This is a genomic window from Chloroflexota bacterium, assembly GCA_023475225.1.
Classification (GTDB): domain Bacteria; phylum Chloroflexota; class UBA6077; order FW602-bin22; family JAMCVK01; genus JAMCVK01.
The window spans coordinates 50,212-65,867 of sequence record JAMCVK010000008.1 but is presented as its reverse complement, the minus strand read 5'-3'; the positions used below and the strand labels follow the sequence as shown (position 1 = coordinate 65,867).

Sequence of the window (15,656 nt, the reverse complement as noted above, 5' to 3'; positions counted from 1 at the left end):
GATGGTATCGTCAACAACTTAGAAGGGATTTAAGGAACATTTTGTAGTCAACGTGGGGATGCAAGGAATGACCTGGCTCATAACAGCGATCGCCCTGGCCTTACTCTTCGACTTCCTCAATGGATTCAACGATAGCGGTAGTATCGTTGCCACAATCATCTCTTCGGGTGCTGTGTCGCCGCGTAAGGCGCTGGCCATCGCCTCTATAGCGGAATTCTGTGGCCCTTTCATTTTTGGTGTGGCCGTAGCCACCACTATCGGCCGAGACCTTGTCGATCCAGCGACCGTAAATGTTATGGTCATCCTGGCCGCGTTGCTCAGCGCCATTGGCTGGAATCTGTTTACCTGGCATCAGGGCTTACCTTCTAGCTCATCGCATGCCCTCATCGGGGGAATCATTGGCGCGGTGGCCATATCAACAGGCATCTCGGCCATTCAAACGGCTGGTTTAATCAAGATACTCATCGCTTTGTTAATGGCGCCATTCCTTGGCCTGCTGGTCGGCTACCTGGGCCTCAAACTGATCCTATTCCTGGCCAGTGGGGCTACACCGCGCATCAACCTATTCTTCAAGCGATTCCAGGTTTTCACTTCTATCGCCTTGGCTCTCAGCCACGGCACCAATGATGCCCAAAAAACGATGGGTGTGATCACCTTCTTACTGGTGTCCTTTGGGACGCAACCAGTGTTCGTGGTGCCCACCTGGGTGATAGCCAGTTGCGCCGGGGCTATTGCCCTGGGAGTAAGTATCGGTGCCTGGCGCATAATAAGGACCCTGGGAGTGGGGCTTTACCGCATCCGCCCCGTTCACGGTTTCACGGCCCAGGCAGCGGCGGCCTCGGTCATCCTCAGCGCCGCCTTACTTGGTGGGCCGGTGAGCACGACGCAGGTAATGTGCTCGTCCGTTATTGGTGTCGGTTCGGCTGAGCGCATCTCTAAAGTGCGCTGGGTGGTAGTCAATAATATCGTCGCTGCCTGGTTAATAACCCTACCGGCCACGGCGTTGATCGGAGCCATTCTGTGTAAGACGATCATCACCGTCTTCAGCTAGAACAGGAGGAACAAAGTGGGATGGTTTTTCCAACGACGGCAGAGCAACTTCCTGAATCTACTCCTTGCCCAGGCTCAAAAGACGCGCGAAGGGCTCGAGGCTCTGGAAGCCTTTGCTAAAGATGGTGATCCCCAGATGGCCAAGCGGGTCGTTCAACTGGAGCAGGAGGAGGATGAGCTCCGGTTGATCCTGGTCGATGAGCTGAACCGCACTTTCGTGACCCCGATCGACCGAGAAGATATATTTGCCCTCTCCAGGGCCATAGACGATGTCCTTGACTATGCCTACAGTACCATTGATGAGATGACCATTCTGGATGTGCAGCCTACACCTTATCTTTACAAGATGGCCTCCACCCTGTGCCAGGCTGCCGAGGAGCTCTATCATGCCGTTCTTCGGTTGAAGGAACATCCTGGTGTGGCTGCTGAGCATTCGATGAGAGCAAAGAGCCTGGAGAATCAAGCTGAAAGCATCTATCGGGAAGCGCTCACCGAATTATTCAAGAGCGTGAAATCGCTCGACGACGTTGTTTACATATTGAAACTGCGCGAAATATACCGGCACTTGAGCAACGCGGCCGATCGAGGCGACGAAGCGGCCAATATAATCGGCAATATTGTAGTCAAGATGACCTGAACTCTTGCTACCTCGTTCGCCCCGCACTATTGAGTCGCAGCAGAGCCCAGCCAGAGGGCAGAACCAAGGCAGCTAAAACTATTTTCAACACATCTCCAGGCAGGAAAGGGAGCAGTCCCAGCATAACGGCTGTGCCCAGATCAGCTCTGGTGACAAGGGCAAGCCATGGCAGACCGAACAAATAAATGAGGGCGTTACCGATAAACATAGCGGCCATAGCGCTGGATATGCGCCGATCCCAGCCCCGCTCAGCCAGCAACCCTACAGTGAAAGCTGCTGGGACGAAGCCAATGAGATACCCCCCGGTCACTCCCAACAACCTGGTCAATCCGGCCGTACCCCCAGCGAACACCGGTAGGCCCAAAGCCCCCTCCACGATGTAAACCATCACGCTGAGGGCCCCACGGCGACTGCCCAGTAGAGCACCGCTCAGCAGGATGGCTAGCGTCTGCCCGGTGATGGGGACAGGGGTAAAGGGCAGCTCAAGACGAACCTGAGCAGAGATGGACGTGAAGAGGCTAAAGAAGAGGATCAAGAGAACATTACGTAAGATGGTCACCTTCGGAAATACGGTTTCTGTCATGGTTAGGGTTGGATGTGCTTGCATAGGACCTCCTCAAAAAGTTATTAGACCGGCATCGCCGGGGTGATGCGATAGGCGATCCGCCGTTCCTCGTCGATTTTGAAATCAGCGAAGACCGCCGGAGCTGCCTGTTGCAGGATGCGTAGGATCTGGAGCATCACCTCTCTGATCTCCCATTGGGCCCGTAAGGAACATCTTTCTTCTATCATGTGCCTGAATTGCCTGAAATTGGCTGAGACTACGATCTCGCTCTGCGTCGCATTGGGAAGGACGTAGCGCGCATCCTCCTTGCGGATACCCAGCTCATACAATCGTTTATAAGATTCCCTGCACACCTCCATCACCCTTAAGAAGAGGTCGTGAGCCTCAGGATTGCTCTGGATGGAGGTTGGTTCCACGAACTGAAAGTTCGCTTCGTTTACATAACGTTGTGATTGCTGCGAGAAAGCGCAGAGACGGTGCCTGACCAGCTGATGGGTGAAGGTTCTGGAGCAACCCCGTATCCTGAAGGTGGCATAGGCATGCTCGAGAACGGAGAGGTGTCCGCTATTAATGAGCTGTTTTATCAATCTTTCATCGCTTCCTGGCCCCTCCTTTTCAAAGGAAAGGTAACAGGTTCGACCAGCCCGCTCAATCACCTTTTGGCTATCGGGTGTTATGGCGATTAGCTCAACATCCATCATCCATCTCCTCGGATCGCAAGTAATTTACCTTGGGCTATGGTACGTCCCCGATCGACCATCTGTCAAGTTTTTCTTGGGGAAATATGCGCCCGTTTGACCACTCACCGGGGCGCTGTTATAATGGCGGAGGCTGAGATGGGAAGCCTCCTTCGTCGACGGGCTGAGATAAGTGTGATGAAGACACGATATGCCTGGGCACTCTTTGTCATCCTCCTTTCAGTCTTGGGCAACTTCGGCATCGCTCAGGCCGATGAGCCCAAGAATTATTATTGGGACTATATCAACGTTGATATCATCGTTCGACCAGACTCTGCCCTTCAGATTGTAGAGACACAGAAATACGTCTTCACCATCGGTTCTTTCCACCACGCCTACCGCTGGATCCCCACCGACCGCCTTGCATCCATCGAGGGGGTTGAGGTTTGGGAGGGTGATCAACCATATCGCAGAGTGAGAAGTGAAACTATTGGCGGTTTCACGACCAGTGTAGAGGACGGCGCTCTGCGGATCGACTGGTGGTTTCCCTATACCAGCGGCAGGGCCCGCACCTTTCAGATCAAGTATCTAGTTCGTGGGGCCCTCGCCTTCTACGAACAAGGTGATCGCCTCCAGTGGAAGGCGATCTTTGCCGAGCACAGCAAACCGATCAGGTCGGCCAGGGTAACCGTACATCTACCGGCACCCGTGGCGCCGGCTCAATTGCAGCTAGCCTCCTTTGATACGAAAGCGGAAACACGCCTTCTGGGTGAGCAAACTATTGAGTTCTACGCTACCGATATTCCTCCCGACCGGGGACTGGAGGTCGGTATGCGCTTCCCTCACGGCATCGTAAAAGGCCAACCTCCTGCCTGGCAAAGCGAAGCCGACCGTATGGATGCTTATAATGAGCGGTGGCGTCCCCTCGTCGATTTGGGATTTCTGGTAGTCGGGCTTTTCTCCCTTGTGCTCGGTATCGTCTTTCTCTGGCTGCTCTGGTATCGACGGGGGCGTGATCGACCGGTGCGTCTCGCCGCTGAATATCTGTCTAATCCCCCAAGCGATTCGCCCCCTGGTGTAGTGGGCACGCTGATCGATGAGAAGGCCGACCTCAAGGATATCATCGCCACTCTCATTGACCTGGCCAGGCGAGGGATAATCAAGATAACTGAGAAGCAGGAAGGGGATTCCTGGAGTGGAAGGGATTTCTATTACGAATTACTGGACACGGATCAGCCCCTACGTCCCTACGAGAAGGCGCTTGTCAAGGCCCTATTCCATAGTGCCCGCCAGGTGCGCTTATCGAGTCTGCGGGAACGATTCTACACTGAGCTTCCTTCTCTGAAAGATGATCTCTACAATGAGGTGGTGAAGCTTGGTTTCTTTACGGCCAATCCTGAGAGGGTGCGGCGCAATTATAGGCTGGCCGGCTGTGTCGTCTTGGTTCTGGCAGCAGCCGGGGGTGGGCTGGCTCTAGCTGCCCTCACCCGGTACGCCAATCTGGCTATCTGTCCTTTTCTAGGCATTGGGTTCCCGGCTCTGGGGCTAATGGCTGTAGCCACGGTGATGCCGAGACGCACACCCAAGGGGGCGGAGGAGAGGGCGAGGTGGCTTGCCTTCGGCAAGTATCTAACCGACATTCAGCGCTATACGAACCTCAAGGAAGCGACAGATATCTTTGATAAGTATCTTCCTTATGCCATAGCCTTTGGGATAGAGCGTAGTTGGGTACACAAGTTTGCTCAGATCGGTGCACCGGCCCCGCCCTGGTATGAAAGTCTCCCGCCGGTCGTCCCTACTGATGAAGGCTATCCACGGCGTTATCCACGCCCCCGCTCCTGGAGGGTTCCCGATTACGGTTATCCCTCCAGCAGGCGAGGAGGACTACCGGGCAGTGGGACTAGCCTCCCAACCCTTCAGGAGGGCAGCGATCAAATGTTCAGCAGTTTACAGAGCATCAGCGATGGCCTCTTCAGTATGCTTACCTCCACCTCTCACGTATTCACCAGTGCACCAAGCAGTTCCCGTGGTGGTTGGAGTGGAGGTTGGAGTGGTGGGGCTGGAGGCGGTGGTGGTGGCGGGGGCGGCGGGGGAGGAGCAGACTGATGGGGACGAGGTGTACCTATGATCGGCGGTGGTAAAATGATCGGTGGCGGACTTTTCCTGATTGGGGTAGGTATCAGCGCAATGGGTGGACTATGGCTTCTCGGTGGCCTTCAATCTGGTAAGGCTGATATGCCTGCAATGCTACTGGGTTCGATCCTCCTCTTCATCCTTGTTACTCCCCTGCTAGGTAGTGGTATATATCTCTGGTCGAAAGGGCGCGCCGAGGAAAGAGCATATGCTGAAGTGGAAACAGAAAGGAAGATCCTCAACATAGTCCAGGCCCGGGGCAAGGTTCGTCTCAGCGATCTGGCCCTGGAGACACGAACAAGCCGGGAACAGATAAAGGGGTATATCTACGACCTGGTCGGTCGGGAGCTCTTCACTGGCTATATCGATTGGAGTCAGGGGCTGCTCTATGCTCAAGAGGCAGCGCAGCTTAAAGAGGGAAATAAATGTCCCAACTGTGGGGCAACCCTCACTTTGGCTGGTAAGGGCATCATCAAGTGTGAGTTCTGCGGCGCAGAGATATTTCTGTAAAGCACATTACGGACGGAGGTGGGATTCATGGAGTTTCAGGATAGGGTTTACGAGGAACAGGCGGAGTTTAAGCGCTTACTGAGCCGTATTCCCGGTTTCGGTGGCTATCTGGATCGGGAGATGCGCCGCGACGCTGACAAACTGTTGCGCACTTACGTGGCTGATCGCCTTACCGAACAGCGAGATAGATTATCTGAGGTCGAGGTGCAACTGGCTGGGGCAGGGCAATTAACCTCCTTGCCAGCTGTAGATTTGGCCTTTACGAAACTGCAACTGTTGATCGATCACCTGCGGATAGCTAGCTACGGTTATGCAGGTTGGTTTGATGCCCTCGAGGTGCGGGAGGCAGAGCTGGATCGGCTCTATCGCTTCGATGCCGGGCTCCTGGCTGGAGTGGACGAGGTGGTCAAGAAGGTTGATGCGCTGGTGGAGAAAGTGGCTAACAGGGAGCCCCTAGAGGGCGCAGCGGGTGATCTAGCGGTTAAGGTGGAGGACCTCAATCGTCTCTTCGGACAACGCCAGGAGATTGTTAGCGGTCGCTAGCTCGCTTTGAGTGAAAGGAGGATCAACGATGTCCGTGTTCTTAGAGGTAATCGAATACTTTGACGAAACAGGGCAAGAGATAGTGCATCGGGTGCCGGAGGAGGGATCTGGCACCTTCAAGCTGGGAGCTCAGCTGATCGTGCGAGAGAGCCAGAAGGCAGTTTTCTTCCGTGATGGAAAGGCACTCGATACATTTAGTCCGGGCAGACACACCTTGACGACGGCTAATCTTCCGCTCCTGGTGGGACTCATCGGTATCCCCTTTGGGGGGGAAACACCCTTCAAGGCCGAGGTCTACTTTGTAAATATGCGAGAGTTCATCGATCTGAAATGGGGCACGCCAGAGCCAATCGCTTTCCGCGATAGCGAGCTGGGCATGGTGCGCTTGCGTGCCTTTGGCACGTTCAGTATACAGGTAAGTGAGCCGCTGCTGTTCGTTAATAAGATTGTGGGTACGCAGGGGATCTATACTACGGGGCAGATCGAGAGCTTCTGGCGAGGGATCATCGTGTCCAGGCTGAATGACCTCCTCGGTGAATCGCTCCGCTCGATCCTCGACCTGCCCAAGATGTACGATGAGCTGGCTATCGGTATCCGGGCTAAGGTAAAAGGAGACTTCGCTGCTCTGGGTGTTGACTTAAAGACGCTCTATATTGGAGCCATTACCCCACCCGAAGATGTGCAGCGGATCATCGATGAGCGTTCTGGCCTGGAAGCGATTGGGACGGCCAATATGGCTGCCTATCTGCAAATGAAGGCAGGGCGCGCGATGGGAGATGCGGCGCGTGGTGGTGGTACAGGTGAGGGTGCAGCGACAGGTATGGGGCTCGGTTTGGGCGCCGGTCTGGGAATGATGATTCCGCAGATTATTACTCAGGCGGCACAGGGCGTCAGCCAGCAGGTTCTCCTCTGTTCTAATTGCCGGGCCCAGGTAGCGGCCAATGCTAAGTTCTGCCCGAATTGTGGCATCAGGTTTGGGTCTGCACCGCTTTGTGCCAATTGCCAAGCGCCCTTACCACCCGAAGCCCGCTTTTGTCCGAACTGTGGAGCCAAGGTCGAATCAACCGACTAATAGGGCAGAGCATCTATCGTCTTGTCTGTTTAATTCTTCTTGCTAAAGGAGAGGGTTTAGCTGACATAGAAAAGGCGTGACTCCTGACGATGTGAGTCACGCCAAAGGCACACTTGAGAAAAACCTTCTCCTTTGAGGGCAGGGCACGAATTTGCCCCTAAATAGGGGATACTTTAGCTGTGTTGGCGCTCCTTCTTAGCGAGCAGTTGCTCCCGTGTCTCCCTGCGGTTGGGGTCTGGCACACAGGCATCGACGGGGCAAACAGAGGCACACTGCGGCTCATCGTAGAAACCGACGCATTCGGTGCACTTATCCGGATCGATGATATAGATAGTTTCCCCTTCGCTGATCGCTTGATTGGGGCACTCCGGTTCACAGGCACCACAACTGATGCAATCCTCTGTTATCATCAGGGCCATGCTTTCTCACCACCTTTCTGGCGTTGGTCACTGCCAGGGACTAATTATACTATGCCTTAGAGGGTCTGTCTACCAAATTTGGTTGCAAAAAGCCTTGACAATCTGTACTTTGTCTGCTAAACTATTTTGCAAGCGAAATATCCGCATATCAAATTTATATCCCCCTAACAATGACGCTAGATAGCTGATTGATCATAATGTCGCTGAGCACGCTCAGCCAGTGGCAAGGATGGGATTTTACCCGTGCGTTTGATCGATCTCACGTTGAGCATATCTTCGCAAGATGCCTGGACCAAATATCCAGCCAGGGTGACCTTCGGCCAGGAGGAGCCCCCGACGAGGATTGAAACCTTCGCCACGATTGCTAAAGATGGCCTCTTTATGCAGAAGATACAGACCACTACGCAGAGCTTCACCCATATAGATGCCCCCAAACATTTTTATGAGGATGGGCTGGCCAACGATGAAATCCCCCTGGAACAGCTGGTGGGGGAAGCGGTCCTCATTGATTTGAGTCATAAACACCCAGGTGAGGGTGTTACTGCGGCGGATCTCAGCTCCTCCACGGCCCAGGTGAAAGAGGGCGATATAGTCATCCTGCGCAGCGGCTGGACGGAGCGAGGGCCTTGGGGAACAGAGAGATTCTGGCGCGCTATGATCTGGCTTTCCACAGATGCCTGCGACTGGCTTATCGGCCGAGGCATCAAATCCCTCGCCCTTGACTTTATGGCTGAGGTTCAACCATTTGTCGCATGCCCACATTGTGGGGCGCTGCGCCCTTCGGGGAAAGGTAGTCCAAACCACCGTAAATTTCTTAAGAAGGGAATCGTTCTGATCGAGTGGTTAACTAATCTAGGGGCCATCAGCAGGGAACGGGTCTGGCTAATATGCCTCCCCTTGAAGATAAAGGGATCTGATGGAGCACCGGCCAGGGTAATTGCCATCGAAGGGGGCCTTTCTTAAAAGATACCTAGAGATTCTTCCAAGGTACGTTCGATAGGGAGTAGAGGGGGCCTTTGCTGTCCTGGCCGCTGTGAGCAGGGGAGGTAGGGGTGTATCCTCTTAAATCCCCTAAGATGGGATTTTTCAGGGATTGATACGTTTATAAATATAAAAGGGAGATAGTAATGAGCACATCAGTCGAGGAGATCAAGGCGAGCCTTATGGCGGCCATAAGTCAAGGACAAACCACACGGGGGCACGAGCTGGCCCAGCAGGCGTTAACTGTTGGGCTGACCCCACCCCAAATATTCGATGAGTGCATCATCCCCACTCTCAGGAAGATTGGGGATAAATTTGAGCGGTTTGAGATCTTTCTGCCGGAGATGATGTTGGCCGCAGAAGTCGTCCAGGAGATCAATAAAGTTCTGGAACCCGTCCTCAGACAGGGAGACTCAGCGGTAAAGTCTTTGGCCAGAGTGGTCATTGGGACGATGCAAGGCGACATCCACGATATAGGAAAGAACCTGGTGGGAGTTATGCTCCAGGTGAATGGCTTTGAGGTGACTGACCTGGGGACGGATGTTCCGGTGTCTACCTTCCTGGCTAGAGCGCGGGACACGGGGGCGGATATCATTGCTATGAGCTCTTTACTGACGACCTCGATGCCTTATATGAAATATCTCATCTCTACCCTGGTAGCAAGTGGTGAAAGAGAGATGTACAAGGTTATCGTCGGCGGTGGACCGGTGACGCGAGAGTGGGCCCACTCCATAGGGGCCGATGCCTATGGTCGTGATGCCGCTGAGGCCGTGAGGGTCTGTAAAGAGCTGATGAAATCGGCCACAAAAACCAGCGCAAATTAAGAGAAAAAGAGAGAGGTATTCAATGTCTGTCTTTACTATCCTGGATATTCTCGATCGAGCCCACACCGGCCCGCTCTGCGCAGTTAAAGACTGGGATATGCGTGTTATTCCCCCCAGGGTAGCCGAGAAGTTGAAGGATTACCACCTGCAAGGTACCTGCACCCCAGAGCACCCTATAAACAGCGACGATGCTCTGGCTGACGCCTTCTTTAAGGCTGGTTTTGAGTTGGCCGTTGAAGTGGGCATGCTTTGCTTAAATACTGAGAGAGTAATCAAGGTGAGTGAGGATGAATTGCGATCAGCCATTCAGCGGGCGCCGCGTGAGTTACCTGTCGGCGAGGGACGAGAAACAGTGATTCTGCGAGCGCGCCAGCCGGAAGATCCACATCCCCCAGCCTTTACGGCCCCCTTGGGCATAGTGGTCTCCGAGGACCTATGGGTGCCTCTTATGCAGGGCATTGTCCAAAACCGGGAGGTAGACATCGCCCAGGGTGGTTCCCTGGAGACTGTATTTGGCCGACCCATATTGTCCGCTACCCCCTATGAAACATTCGCTGGAAGGCTCCATGCCCAGATGCACCACGAGGCGCTCTGGCGGGCTGGTAGATCAGGCATGCCCGCGACAGCGGTTATCTCCAGCACAACCGAGTTTGGGCAATTGGGTGGCTATGGTCTACCGGGTGGCTTTAAACCAACAGATATCGCTCTTGTCCTCTCCCCAGCCGAGCTCAAAACTACCTATACCTCCCTTCATAAAGTGGTCCATGCCTTGAACTGTGGTGGGGTGATCCTCTCTGGGGCCTCCTCCATGATCGGTGGCTACTCCGGGCCACCGGAGGGGGCTGCCCTTTCAGCTATCGCCTTTTCCCTGTTGCAATACGTCGTTCACCAGTGTCATTGCGGTGCCTCTGGCGTGCTGGACCTGCGCTACATGGGCAACTGCGGCCGCCATGCCCAGTGGACGATAAGCGTCGTCTTTCAAGCTTTGAGTCGCAATACCCATCTAATCACTAATTCGGTTACTAATCAGGTGGCTGGTCCTGGCACGGAGATGTTGCTCTATGAGTCAGCTGCCGTGATGTTGAACTTCGCTGTTTCGGGAGCCAGTATTGTGATCGGACCCCGTTCGGCCGGCGGTAAGTACGCCAACTACCTAACCCCTCTGGAGTGCAAATTTTGTGGCGAGGTCTTAAAGCGATCAGCCGGATTGAAACGCGAACAAGCTAACGAGATTGTCAAGATCCTCCTGGCGAAGTACGAGGATAGCCTTAAAGATCCCCCCAAGGGGAAGAGCTTCGTCGAGTGCTTCGATTTGGGGACACTTCAGCCAGCCCGAGAGTGGCTTGATCTCTATCTCAAAGTGAAGCGAGAGCTTATAGACTTAGGTGTGCCTCTGGGCAGCGCGTTCTCATAGCCAAGGGTGCTTAGCAGTTGCTAACTGAGGCAGTCCTGGTCGCTCGCTGAGGAGGTGCTAAACAAAACCATAGGTGCTGATGGTTGATCGTATCTTAAAGTGCAGTATTTTAGTTTTATGAAAGGAGACTTTCGGTGAAAAGATGGTTTTCGCTACCCATAATCATCGTTGTACTGCTCAGTTTCGCCTCCAGCGCCTGTACCCCCGCGGCTGCCCCAACACCAACACCGACGAAGGTGGCCGTGAAACCGGTGGAACTGATCATTGCTGAGACACCTTCGCCAGCCTGGGCCCAGATCCCTATCGCTGATGCTAAGGAGCTTTGGGCTCAAGAAGGGATTAAGGTGACGAAGGTGACCTTCACCACTGGTCGGGCCGCCTTGGAGGCTGTCCTAGGAGGGAAGGCTCACCTGGCTACGGTGGCCGAGATACCCATCGTCTTCGCTGCCTTTCAGGGGCAGAAGATAGCCATCATCGCCGATACAGAGAGGTACACGACTTGGCGGGCGGTAGCGCGTAAGGATGCTGGGATAACTACCCCAAAAGACCTGAAAGGCAAGAAGGTGGGTACCAGCCTGGGGACCAACGCCCAATATTTTATGCATTCCTTCCTCAAGGCTAACGGGTTAACCGAGGCCGATGTGCAGGTGGTGAACGTAGTCCCGACCGATATGGTTCTGGCCTTGTCTGCCCGCAATATCGATGCCTTCTTCAGCTGGCAACCCAACTTCTTCAAGGCGAAGCAGGCCCTGGGGGACAACTATGTGGAATTTATTTATCCCCAGTATACTGGTCACTCCTTGCTGGCTACTACTCAAGACTATGCTCAGCAGAATCCGGAGACAATTGAGCGTATCTTGCGGGTGATGCTCAAAGCCGACGCCTTCCTGAAGCAGAACAAGAAGGAGGCGATCGAGCTGGTGGTCAAGGGAACGAAGTGGGATCCAGTTCTGGTGGAAGCTATATGGGATGAGTATCAGATTAAGACTGAGCTGAGCCAGGGGTTGCTCAACGAGTGGCAAAGACAGGCCCAATGGGCCATAGATGCGGGTCTGGCCCTGAAGGGAGCGGTGGTACCTAACTTCAAGCCGTTCGTTTACGTCGATGGCTTGAAGAAGGTTGATCCGGCGGCGGTTACCATTAAGTAGGTGCGTCTGCCTCTCAGTTAGTACAGCTCAAGTTCATCCGTTATCCGTGAAGTTGACAAGGCCAACACCAATGGATCTACCCTGTGTCCCAATATACTCGCCTGGAGGGGGAGCATGATTTTTGAGAAGGCTACTGTTATCACTGTAGATGCGCAACGACGTATCATCCTCGATGGAGCAGTTGCCATTCAGGGCGACCGCATCGTGGGGGTAGGAAAGACGGAGGAGATGAGGAAGCAGTTCCCCGCTGAGGAACGGATCGAGGCTACAGGCAAGCTCATTATGCCAGGCCTCATTAATACCCACGTTCACCTGGCCCAGGCGATGCTCCGTTGCTGTGCCGATGATCTACCTCAGTTACAGAGGCTTGGCCAAAGAATTTTGGTACTGCAGGGGAATTACACTGTGGAGGACGGGCGGGCCAGCGCCGCCCTCTGTCTATTGGAGATGTTGCGCTCGGGCACTACGGCCTTCGTCGAGTCGATGATCGCCAGCCGCTATGGGTTTGATGGAATAGCTGAGGTGGTAAGAGCGTCTGGGATGAGGGCGGTGCTATCTAAGACGGTGATGGATCGGCCCAGTCCTGGTCGTGCCGCGGCGTTAAATATTATGTACAATATTATGCACAGCGGTTTGGAGGAGGATCGCCAGGCCAGCCTGGCTGAAGCCTTAGCCATGCACGATAAGTGGGATGGGGTGGGCGGTGGTCGCATCAAGGTCTGGTTCGGTCCTCGCCCACTGGGAGGATGCACGCCTGGTCTGTACCAGGAGATCAGCAAGATTGCCGCGAAAAGGGGCTTGGGTATCACGGTACACCTGGCTGAGGTGAAAACCAACGTGGAGTATACGAAGAGTGAATTCGGTCTGCTGCCCGTTGAGTTTGCTGAAAGCGTTGGCTTGTTGGGGCCAAATTGCCTCCTGGCCCACGCTGTTTGGTTAACAGAGGCTGAAATAGTCACCCTTGCTCGGATGGGGACGCATGTGGTGCATTGTCCCTCTTCTAATATGAAAGGAGGACACGGCTTCGCCCCGATTCCGGCGATGCTTCAGCAAGGGGTCAACGTGGGCTTGGGCACCGATGGTGGTCACTGTAATAATACCTACGATCTCGTACGAGAGATGAAGCTCGCTGCAGTCATCCACAATGGCATCACCCTCGATCCGACGGTGATGCCGGCCGAACAAGTAGTTGAGATGGCCACGATCAATGGGGCAAAGGCTATGGGGCTAGATAGTGAGATCGGCTCCTTGGAGGTTGGCAAGAAGGCAGATTTGGTCATCATCGATATGGACAAGCCCCATCTAACCCCTTGTCCCAATCCTGTTTCAGGGTTAGTCTACAGCGCCTGTGGAGGTGATGTTGACACTGTGCTTATAGATGGAAAAGTAGTGGTCAAGGATGGCCATGTTCTTACCCTGGATGAGGAGGAGGTCTTGGCTGAAGCAAGACGACGTGCCCAGGCGCTTTTAGCCAGGACAGGTGTTCAACCGTGTTCCAGGTGGCCCACCCTATAGCTGGGATACACGAGATGATGAGGGCATTCCACTGATGGCAGGAGCAGCGTCGCATGACAGCTGGTCCGTGGGGGAAACTCAAACCTTATATGAGGAGAACAATGATACACGACTGGCTGGGGGAGCTGGGGGACAAGGTTCACCTGGCCTATCCTTTGAAAGTAAAGGCCATCGCTGAATCTAAAATAACGGGCTCTAGTTATGGTGATGAGGTGTAGGTGGTGGAACAGACCCTTGGCTGGACAGGAAAGATCCTGCGAGTGGACCTATCAACGGCGAAGATAAACGTAGAGCCGACTGAGGCTTATGCCCGAGAGATGATAGGTGGACGTGGGATTGGTCAGTGGGTTTTGTTCCAGGAGCTTGAGCCATCGGTTGGCGCCCTTGAGCCGGGTAATAAGGTAGTGTTAAGCACCGGGCCCCTCACGGGTACTATTGCTCCAGCCTCAGGGCGCTTGAACGTTGATACGAAGAACCCCCTTACCGGTGGGGTAGCCTCCTCCAGCGCCGGAGGACGGTTCGGACCAGAACTGAAGTTTGCCGGCTTTGATGCCCTTATAATTGAAGGAGTAGCATCTCAGCCGGTCTTTTTGCTTATCCAGGATGATAAGGCTGAGCTCCTGGACGCCTCTCCTCTTTGGGGCAAGACTACCTGGGAGACGGAGAGCTGGTTACAGGAGAGGATGGATGATGATCGCCTGCGGGTGGCCAGTATTGGTCCGGCTGGAGAAAACCTGGTACTGGGTGCTTGTCTGATCATCGAGAGAGGCAGAGCGGCGGGCAGGGGTGGGACAGGGGCTGTACTGGGCTCTAAACGCCTGAAAGCCATCGCTGTTCGAGGCACCCAGCCGATTCAGGTCTACGATCCAGATACGCTGTTGGAGCATGTGAGGCGCTGCTTACGAAAGATCGAAGAATCATCCGGAGCAGGGTTGCTTCGCACTGGAGGAACGCATTATGCCTATGCAGCTGGAGGAGCTTATGGTACGCAACCTCAAACCGTGCGTAATTACCAGGATGACTACTGGCCTGCCGAGCGATCGGCGAAGATAAAAGAGCAGGTCTTTAAGGACAACTTTGAGCGGCGAAGGTTAGCTTGTTTCAACTGTCCTGTCTATTGTGGCCATTTCTATGGTATAAAAGAGGGACCCTACGCCGGCATACGCTGTGAGGGGATACAGGCTAACACCATCAGGGTCTTTGGCCCCAATCTTGATATTGATTACCCCCCTGCGCTCATCAAGGCTCAGGCCCTGTGTAACCAACTGGGTTTGGATACAGATATGGCTGGGGTATGCCTGGCCTGGGCCTGCGAGCTCTACGAACGTGGTATCATCAATATCAAAGATACGGGAGGGCTGCAGCTCAATTGGGGTGATTATCAGGCTGCTCTAAAGTTGGTGGAACAGCTAGCCTATCGGCAGGACTTCGGGAAATTCTTAGCCCAGGGCGTGAGACAAGCAGCCAAGACCATCGGTAGAGGTTCTGAACGCTACGCTATGCATATAAAAGGGGCGGATATGAACGAGGGGGGGATGAGGATAAGCAAATCTTGGGCCTTGGGTATTGTAACCAGCACACGGGGTGGGGGACACCTTGACGGTGCTCCAAGTACCGGCTTCCGGCGCATATCGCCGGAGTTGGGAAGAGCCCTCTATGGTACAGCAGCCGCCGGTAACCTCACCGCCTACGAGGGACAAGCCCAAGTCGTTTTCTGGTTTGAGAAGTTTAAGGCTGTGGTCGATATGTTGGGGATATGCTATTTCCTAACCTGCTGGCTGGATAGCGACTTAATTGATCCCGAGGACCTCGCCCTACTTTTCTCAGCCACTACAGGCACTAACCTCTCCAGTGGGGAACTGCTGCGTCTCGGTCAACGTCTCCATAACGTTGAGAAGGCCTTTAACACTCTTCACGCTGGCTTCACGCGCCAGGATGATTTCCCTCCAGAACGGCTGATGAGGGAGCCCACTAAATCAGGGCCATTCGCTGGAGAAGTGCTAGAGCACAAGAAGTGGGAACAAATGTTGGAGGAGTACTATACCCTACAGGGCTGGGACCTGGCCACGAGTTGGCAGACAGAGAAATGCCTACAGGAGCTTGGCCTGGAAGGAGTGGCCGAAAGGCTGGCGCAGTATGGTAAATTAGTAAAGTGATAGGTTGGAGGA

The 15,656-nt window shown here is 54.2% G+C and carries 15 protein-coding genes; 12 read left to right on the top strand and 3 right to left on the bottom strand.

All coding sequences use genetic code 11. The features are described 5' to 3' along the window. The first annotated feature begins 67 nt into the window (after nt 1-67). Nucleotides 68-1,051 (top strand): inorganic phosphate transporter, encoded by a 984-nt coding sequence (locus M1136_01520; GenBank protein MCL5074319.1) that lies wholly within the window; start codon nt 68-70, stop codon nt 1,049-1,051. 15 nt (nt 1,052-1,066) lie between these two features. Continuing rightward, the gene (locus tag M1136_01515; protein ID MCL5074318.1) at nt 1,067-1,687 is read left to right on the top strand and encodes a DUF47 family protein; all 621 of its coding nucleotides are present in this window, start codon (nt 1,067-1,069) and stop codon (nt 1,685-1,687) included. Nucleotides 1,688-1,694: 7 nt separating this feature from the next. Here the strand turns inward: M1136_01515 and M1136_01510 are convergent, their stop codons facing one another. Together M1136_01510 and thyX are read right to left on the bottom strand one after the other, a co-directional pair. Further along, entirely contained in the window at nt 1,695-2,294 is a 600-nt protein-coding gene (locus M1136_01510) for a biotin transporter BioY (GenBank protein MCL5074317.1), read from the bottom strand. Nucleotides 2,295-2,314: 20 nt separating this feature from the next. Beyond that, complete coding sequence (gene thyX / locus M1136_01505; GenBank protein MCL5074316.1) at nt 2,315-2,953, bottom strand: FAD-dependent thymidylate synthase; 639 nt, start codon at nt 2,951-2,953, stop codon at nt 2,315-2,317. A gap of 135 nt (nt 2,954-3,088) precedes the next feature. Between thyX and M1136_01500 the strand changes: the two genes are divergently transcribed. The 4 genes from M1136_01500 to M1136_01485 are packed head-to-tail and all read left to right on the top strand — an operon-like array spanning nt 3,089 to nt 7,187. Beyond that, on the top strand, nt 3,089-5,035 hold the full coding sequence (locus M1136_01500) for a DUF2207 domain-containing protein (protein ID MCL5074315.1): 1,947 nt from the start codon (nt 3,089-3,091) through the stop codon (nt 5,033-5,035). Between the two features lie 18 nt (nt 5,036-5,053). Then, nucleotides 5,054-5,572 (top strand): hypothetical protein, encoded by a 519-nt coding sequence (locus tag M1136_01495; GenBank protein MCL5074314.1) that lies wholly within the window; start codon nt 5,054-5,056, stop codon nt 5,570-5,572. A 27-nt stretch (nt 5,573-5,599) separates the two neighbouring features. Further along, nucleotides 5,600-6,115 carry a hypothetical protein gene (locus tag M1136_01490; GenBank protein ID MCL5074313.1) on the top strand — a complete coding sequence of 172 codons (516 nt, stop codon included), beginning with the start codon at nt 5,600-5,602 and terminating at the stop codon, nt 6,113-6,115. 28 nt (nt 6,116-6,143) lie between these two features. After that, nucleotides 6,144-7,187: an SPFH domain-containing protein gene (locus tag M1136_01485; GenBank protein MCL5074312.1), complete on the top strand. Its 1,044-nt coding sequence runs from the start codon at nt 6,144-6,146 to the stop codon at nt 7,185-7,187. Between the two features lie 173 nt (nt 7,188-7,360). On the opposite strand, the gene M1136_01480 is transcribed toward M1136_01485, so the two are convergent. After that, nucleotides 7,361-7,606 (bottom strand): YfhL family 4Fe-4S dicluster ferredoxin, encoded by a 246-nt coding sequence (locus tag M1136_01480; GenBank protein MCL5074311.1) that lies wholly within the window; start codon nt 7,604-7,606, stop codon nt 7,361-7,363. A gap of 243 nt (nt 7,607-7,849) precedes the next feature. On the opposite strand from M1136_01480, the gene M1136_01475 reads away from it, so the two are divergent. The 6 genes from M1136_01475 to M1136_01450 all read left to right on the top strand — a co-directional run bounded on the left by M1136_01475 (nt 7,850) and on the right by M1136_01450 (nt 15,644). Beyond that, nucleotides 7,850-8,569 (top strand): cyclase family protein, encoded by a 720-nt coding sequence (locus M1136_01475; GenBank protein MCL5074310.1) that lies wholly within the window; start codon nt 7,850-7,852, stop codon nt 8,567-8,569. A gap of 164 nt (nt 8,570-8,733) precedes the next feature. After that, entirely contained in the window at nt 8,734-9,411 is a 678-nt protein-coding gene (locus tag M1136_01470) for a corrinoid protein (protein MCL5074309.1), read from the top strand. Between the two features lie 22 nt (nt 9,412-9,433). Then, entirely contained in the window at nt 9,434-10,825 is a 1,392-nt protein-coding gene (locus M1136_01465; GenBank protein ID MCL5074308.1) for a monomethylamine:corrinoid methyltransferase, read from the top strand. 134 nt (nt 10,826-10,959) lie between these two features. Continuing rightward, a complete protein-coding gene (locus M1136_01460; GenBank protein MCL5074307.1) occupies nt 10,960-11,973 on the top strand; it encodes an NrtA/SsuA/CpmA family ABC transporter substrate-binding protein in 1,014 nt (337 codons plus the stop codon). A gap of 114 nt (nt 11,974-12,087) precedes the next feature. After that, nucleotides 12,088-13,488, top strand: a complete 1,401-nt coding sequence (locus tag M1136_01455; GenBank protein ID MCL5074306.1) for an amidohydrolase — start codon at nt 12,088-12,090, stop codon at nt 13,486-13,488. 221 nt (nt 13,489-13,709) lie between these two features. Then, nucleotides 13,710-15,644, top strand: a complete 1,935-nt coding sequence (locus M1136_01450) for an aldehyde ferredoxin oxidoreductase family protein (protein ID MCL5074305.1) — start codon at nt 13,710-13,712, stop codon at nt 15,642-15,644. Nucleotides 15,645-15,656: the final 12 nt, after the last annotated feature.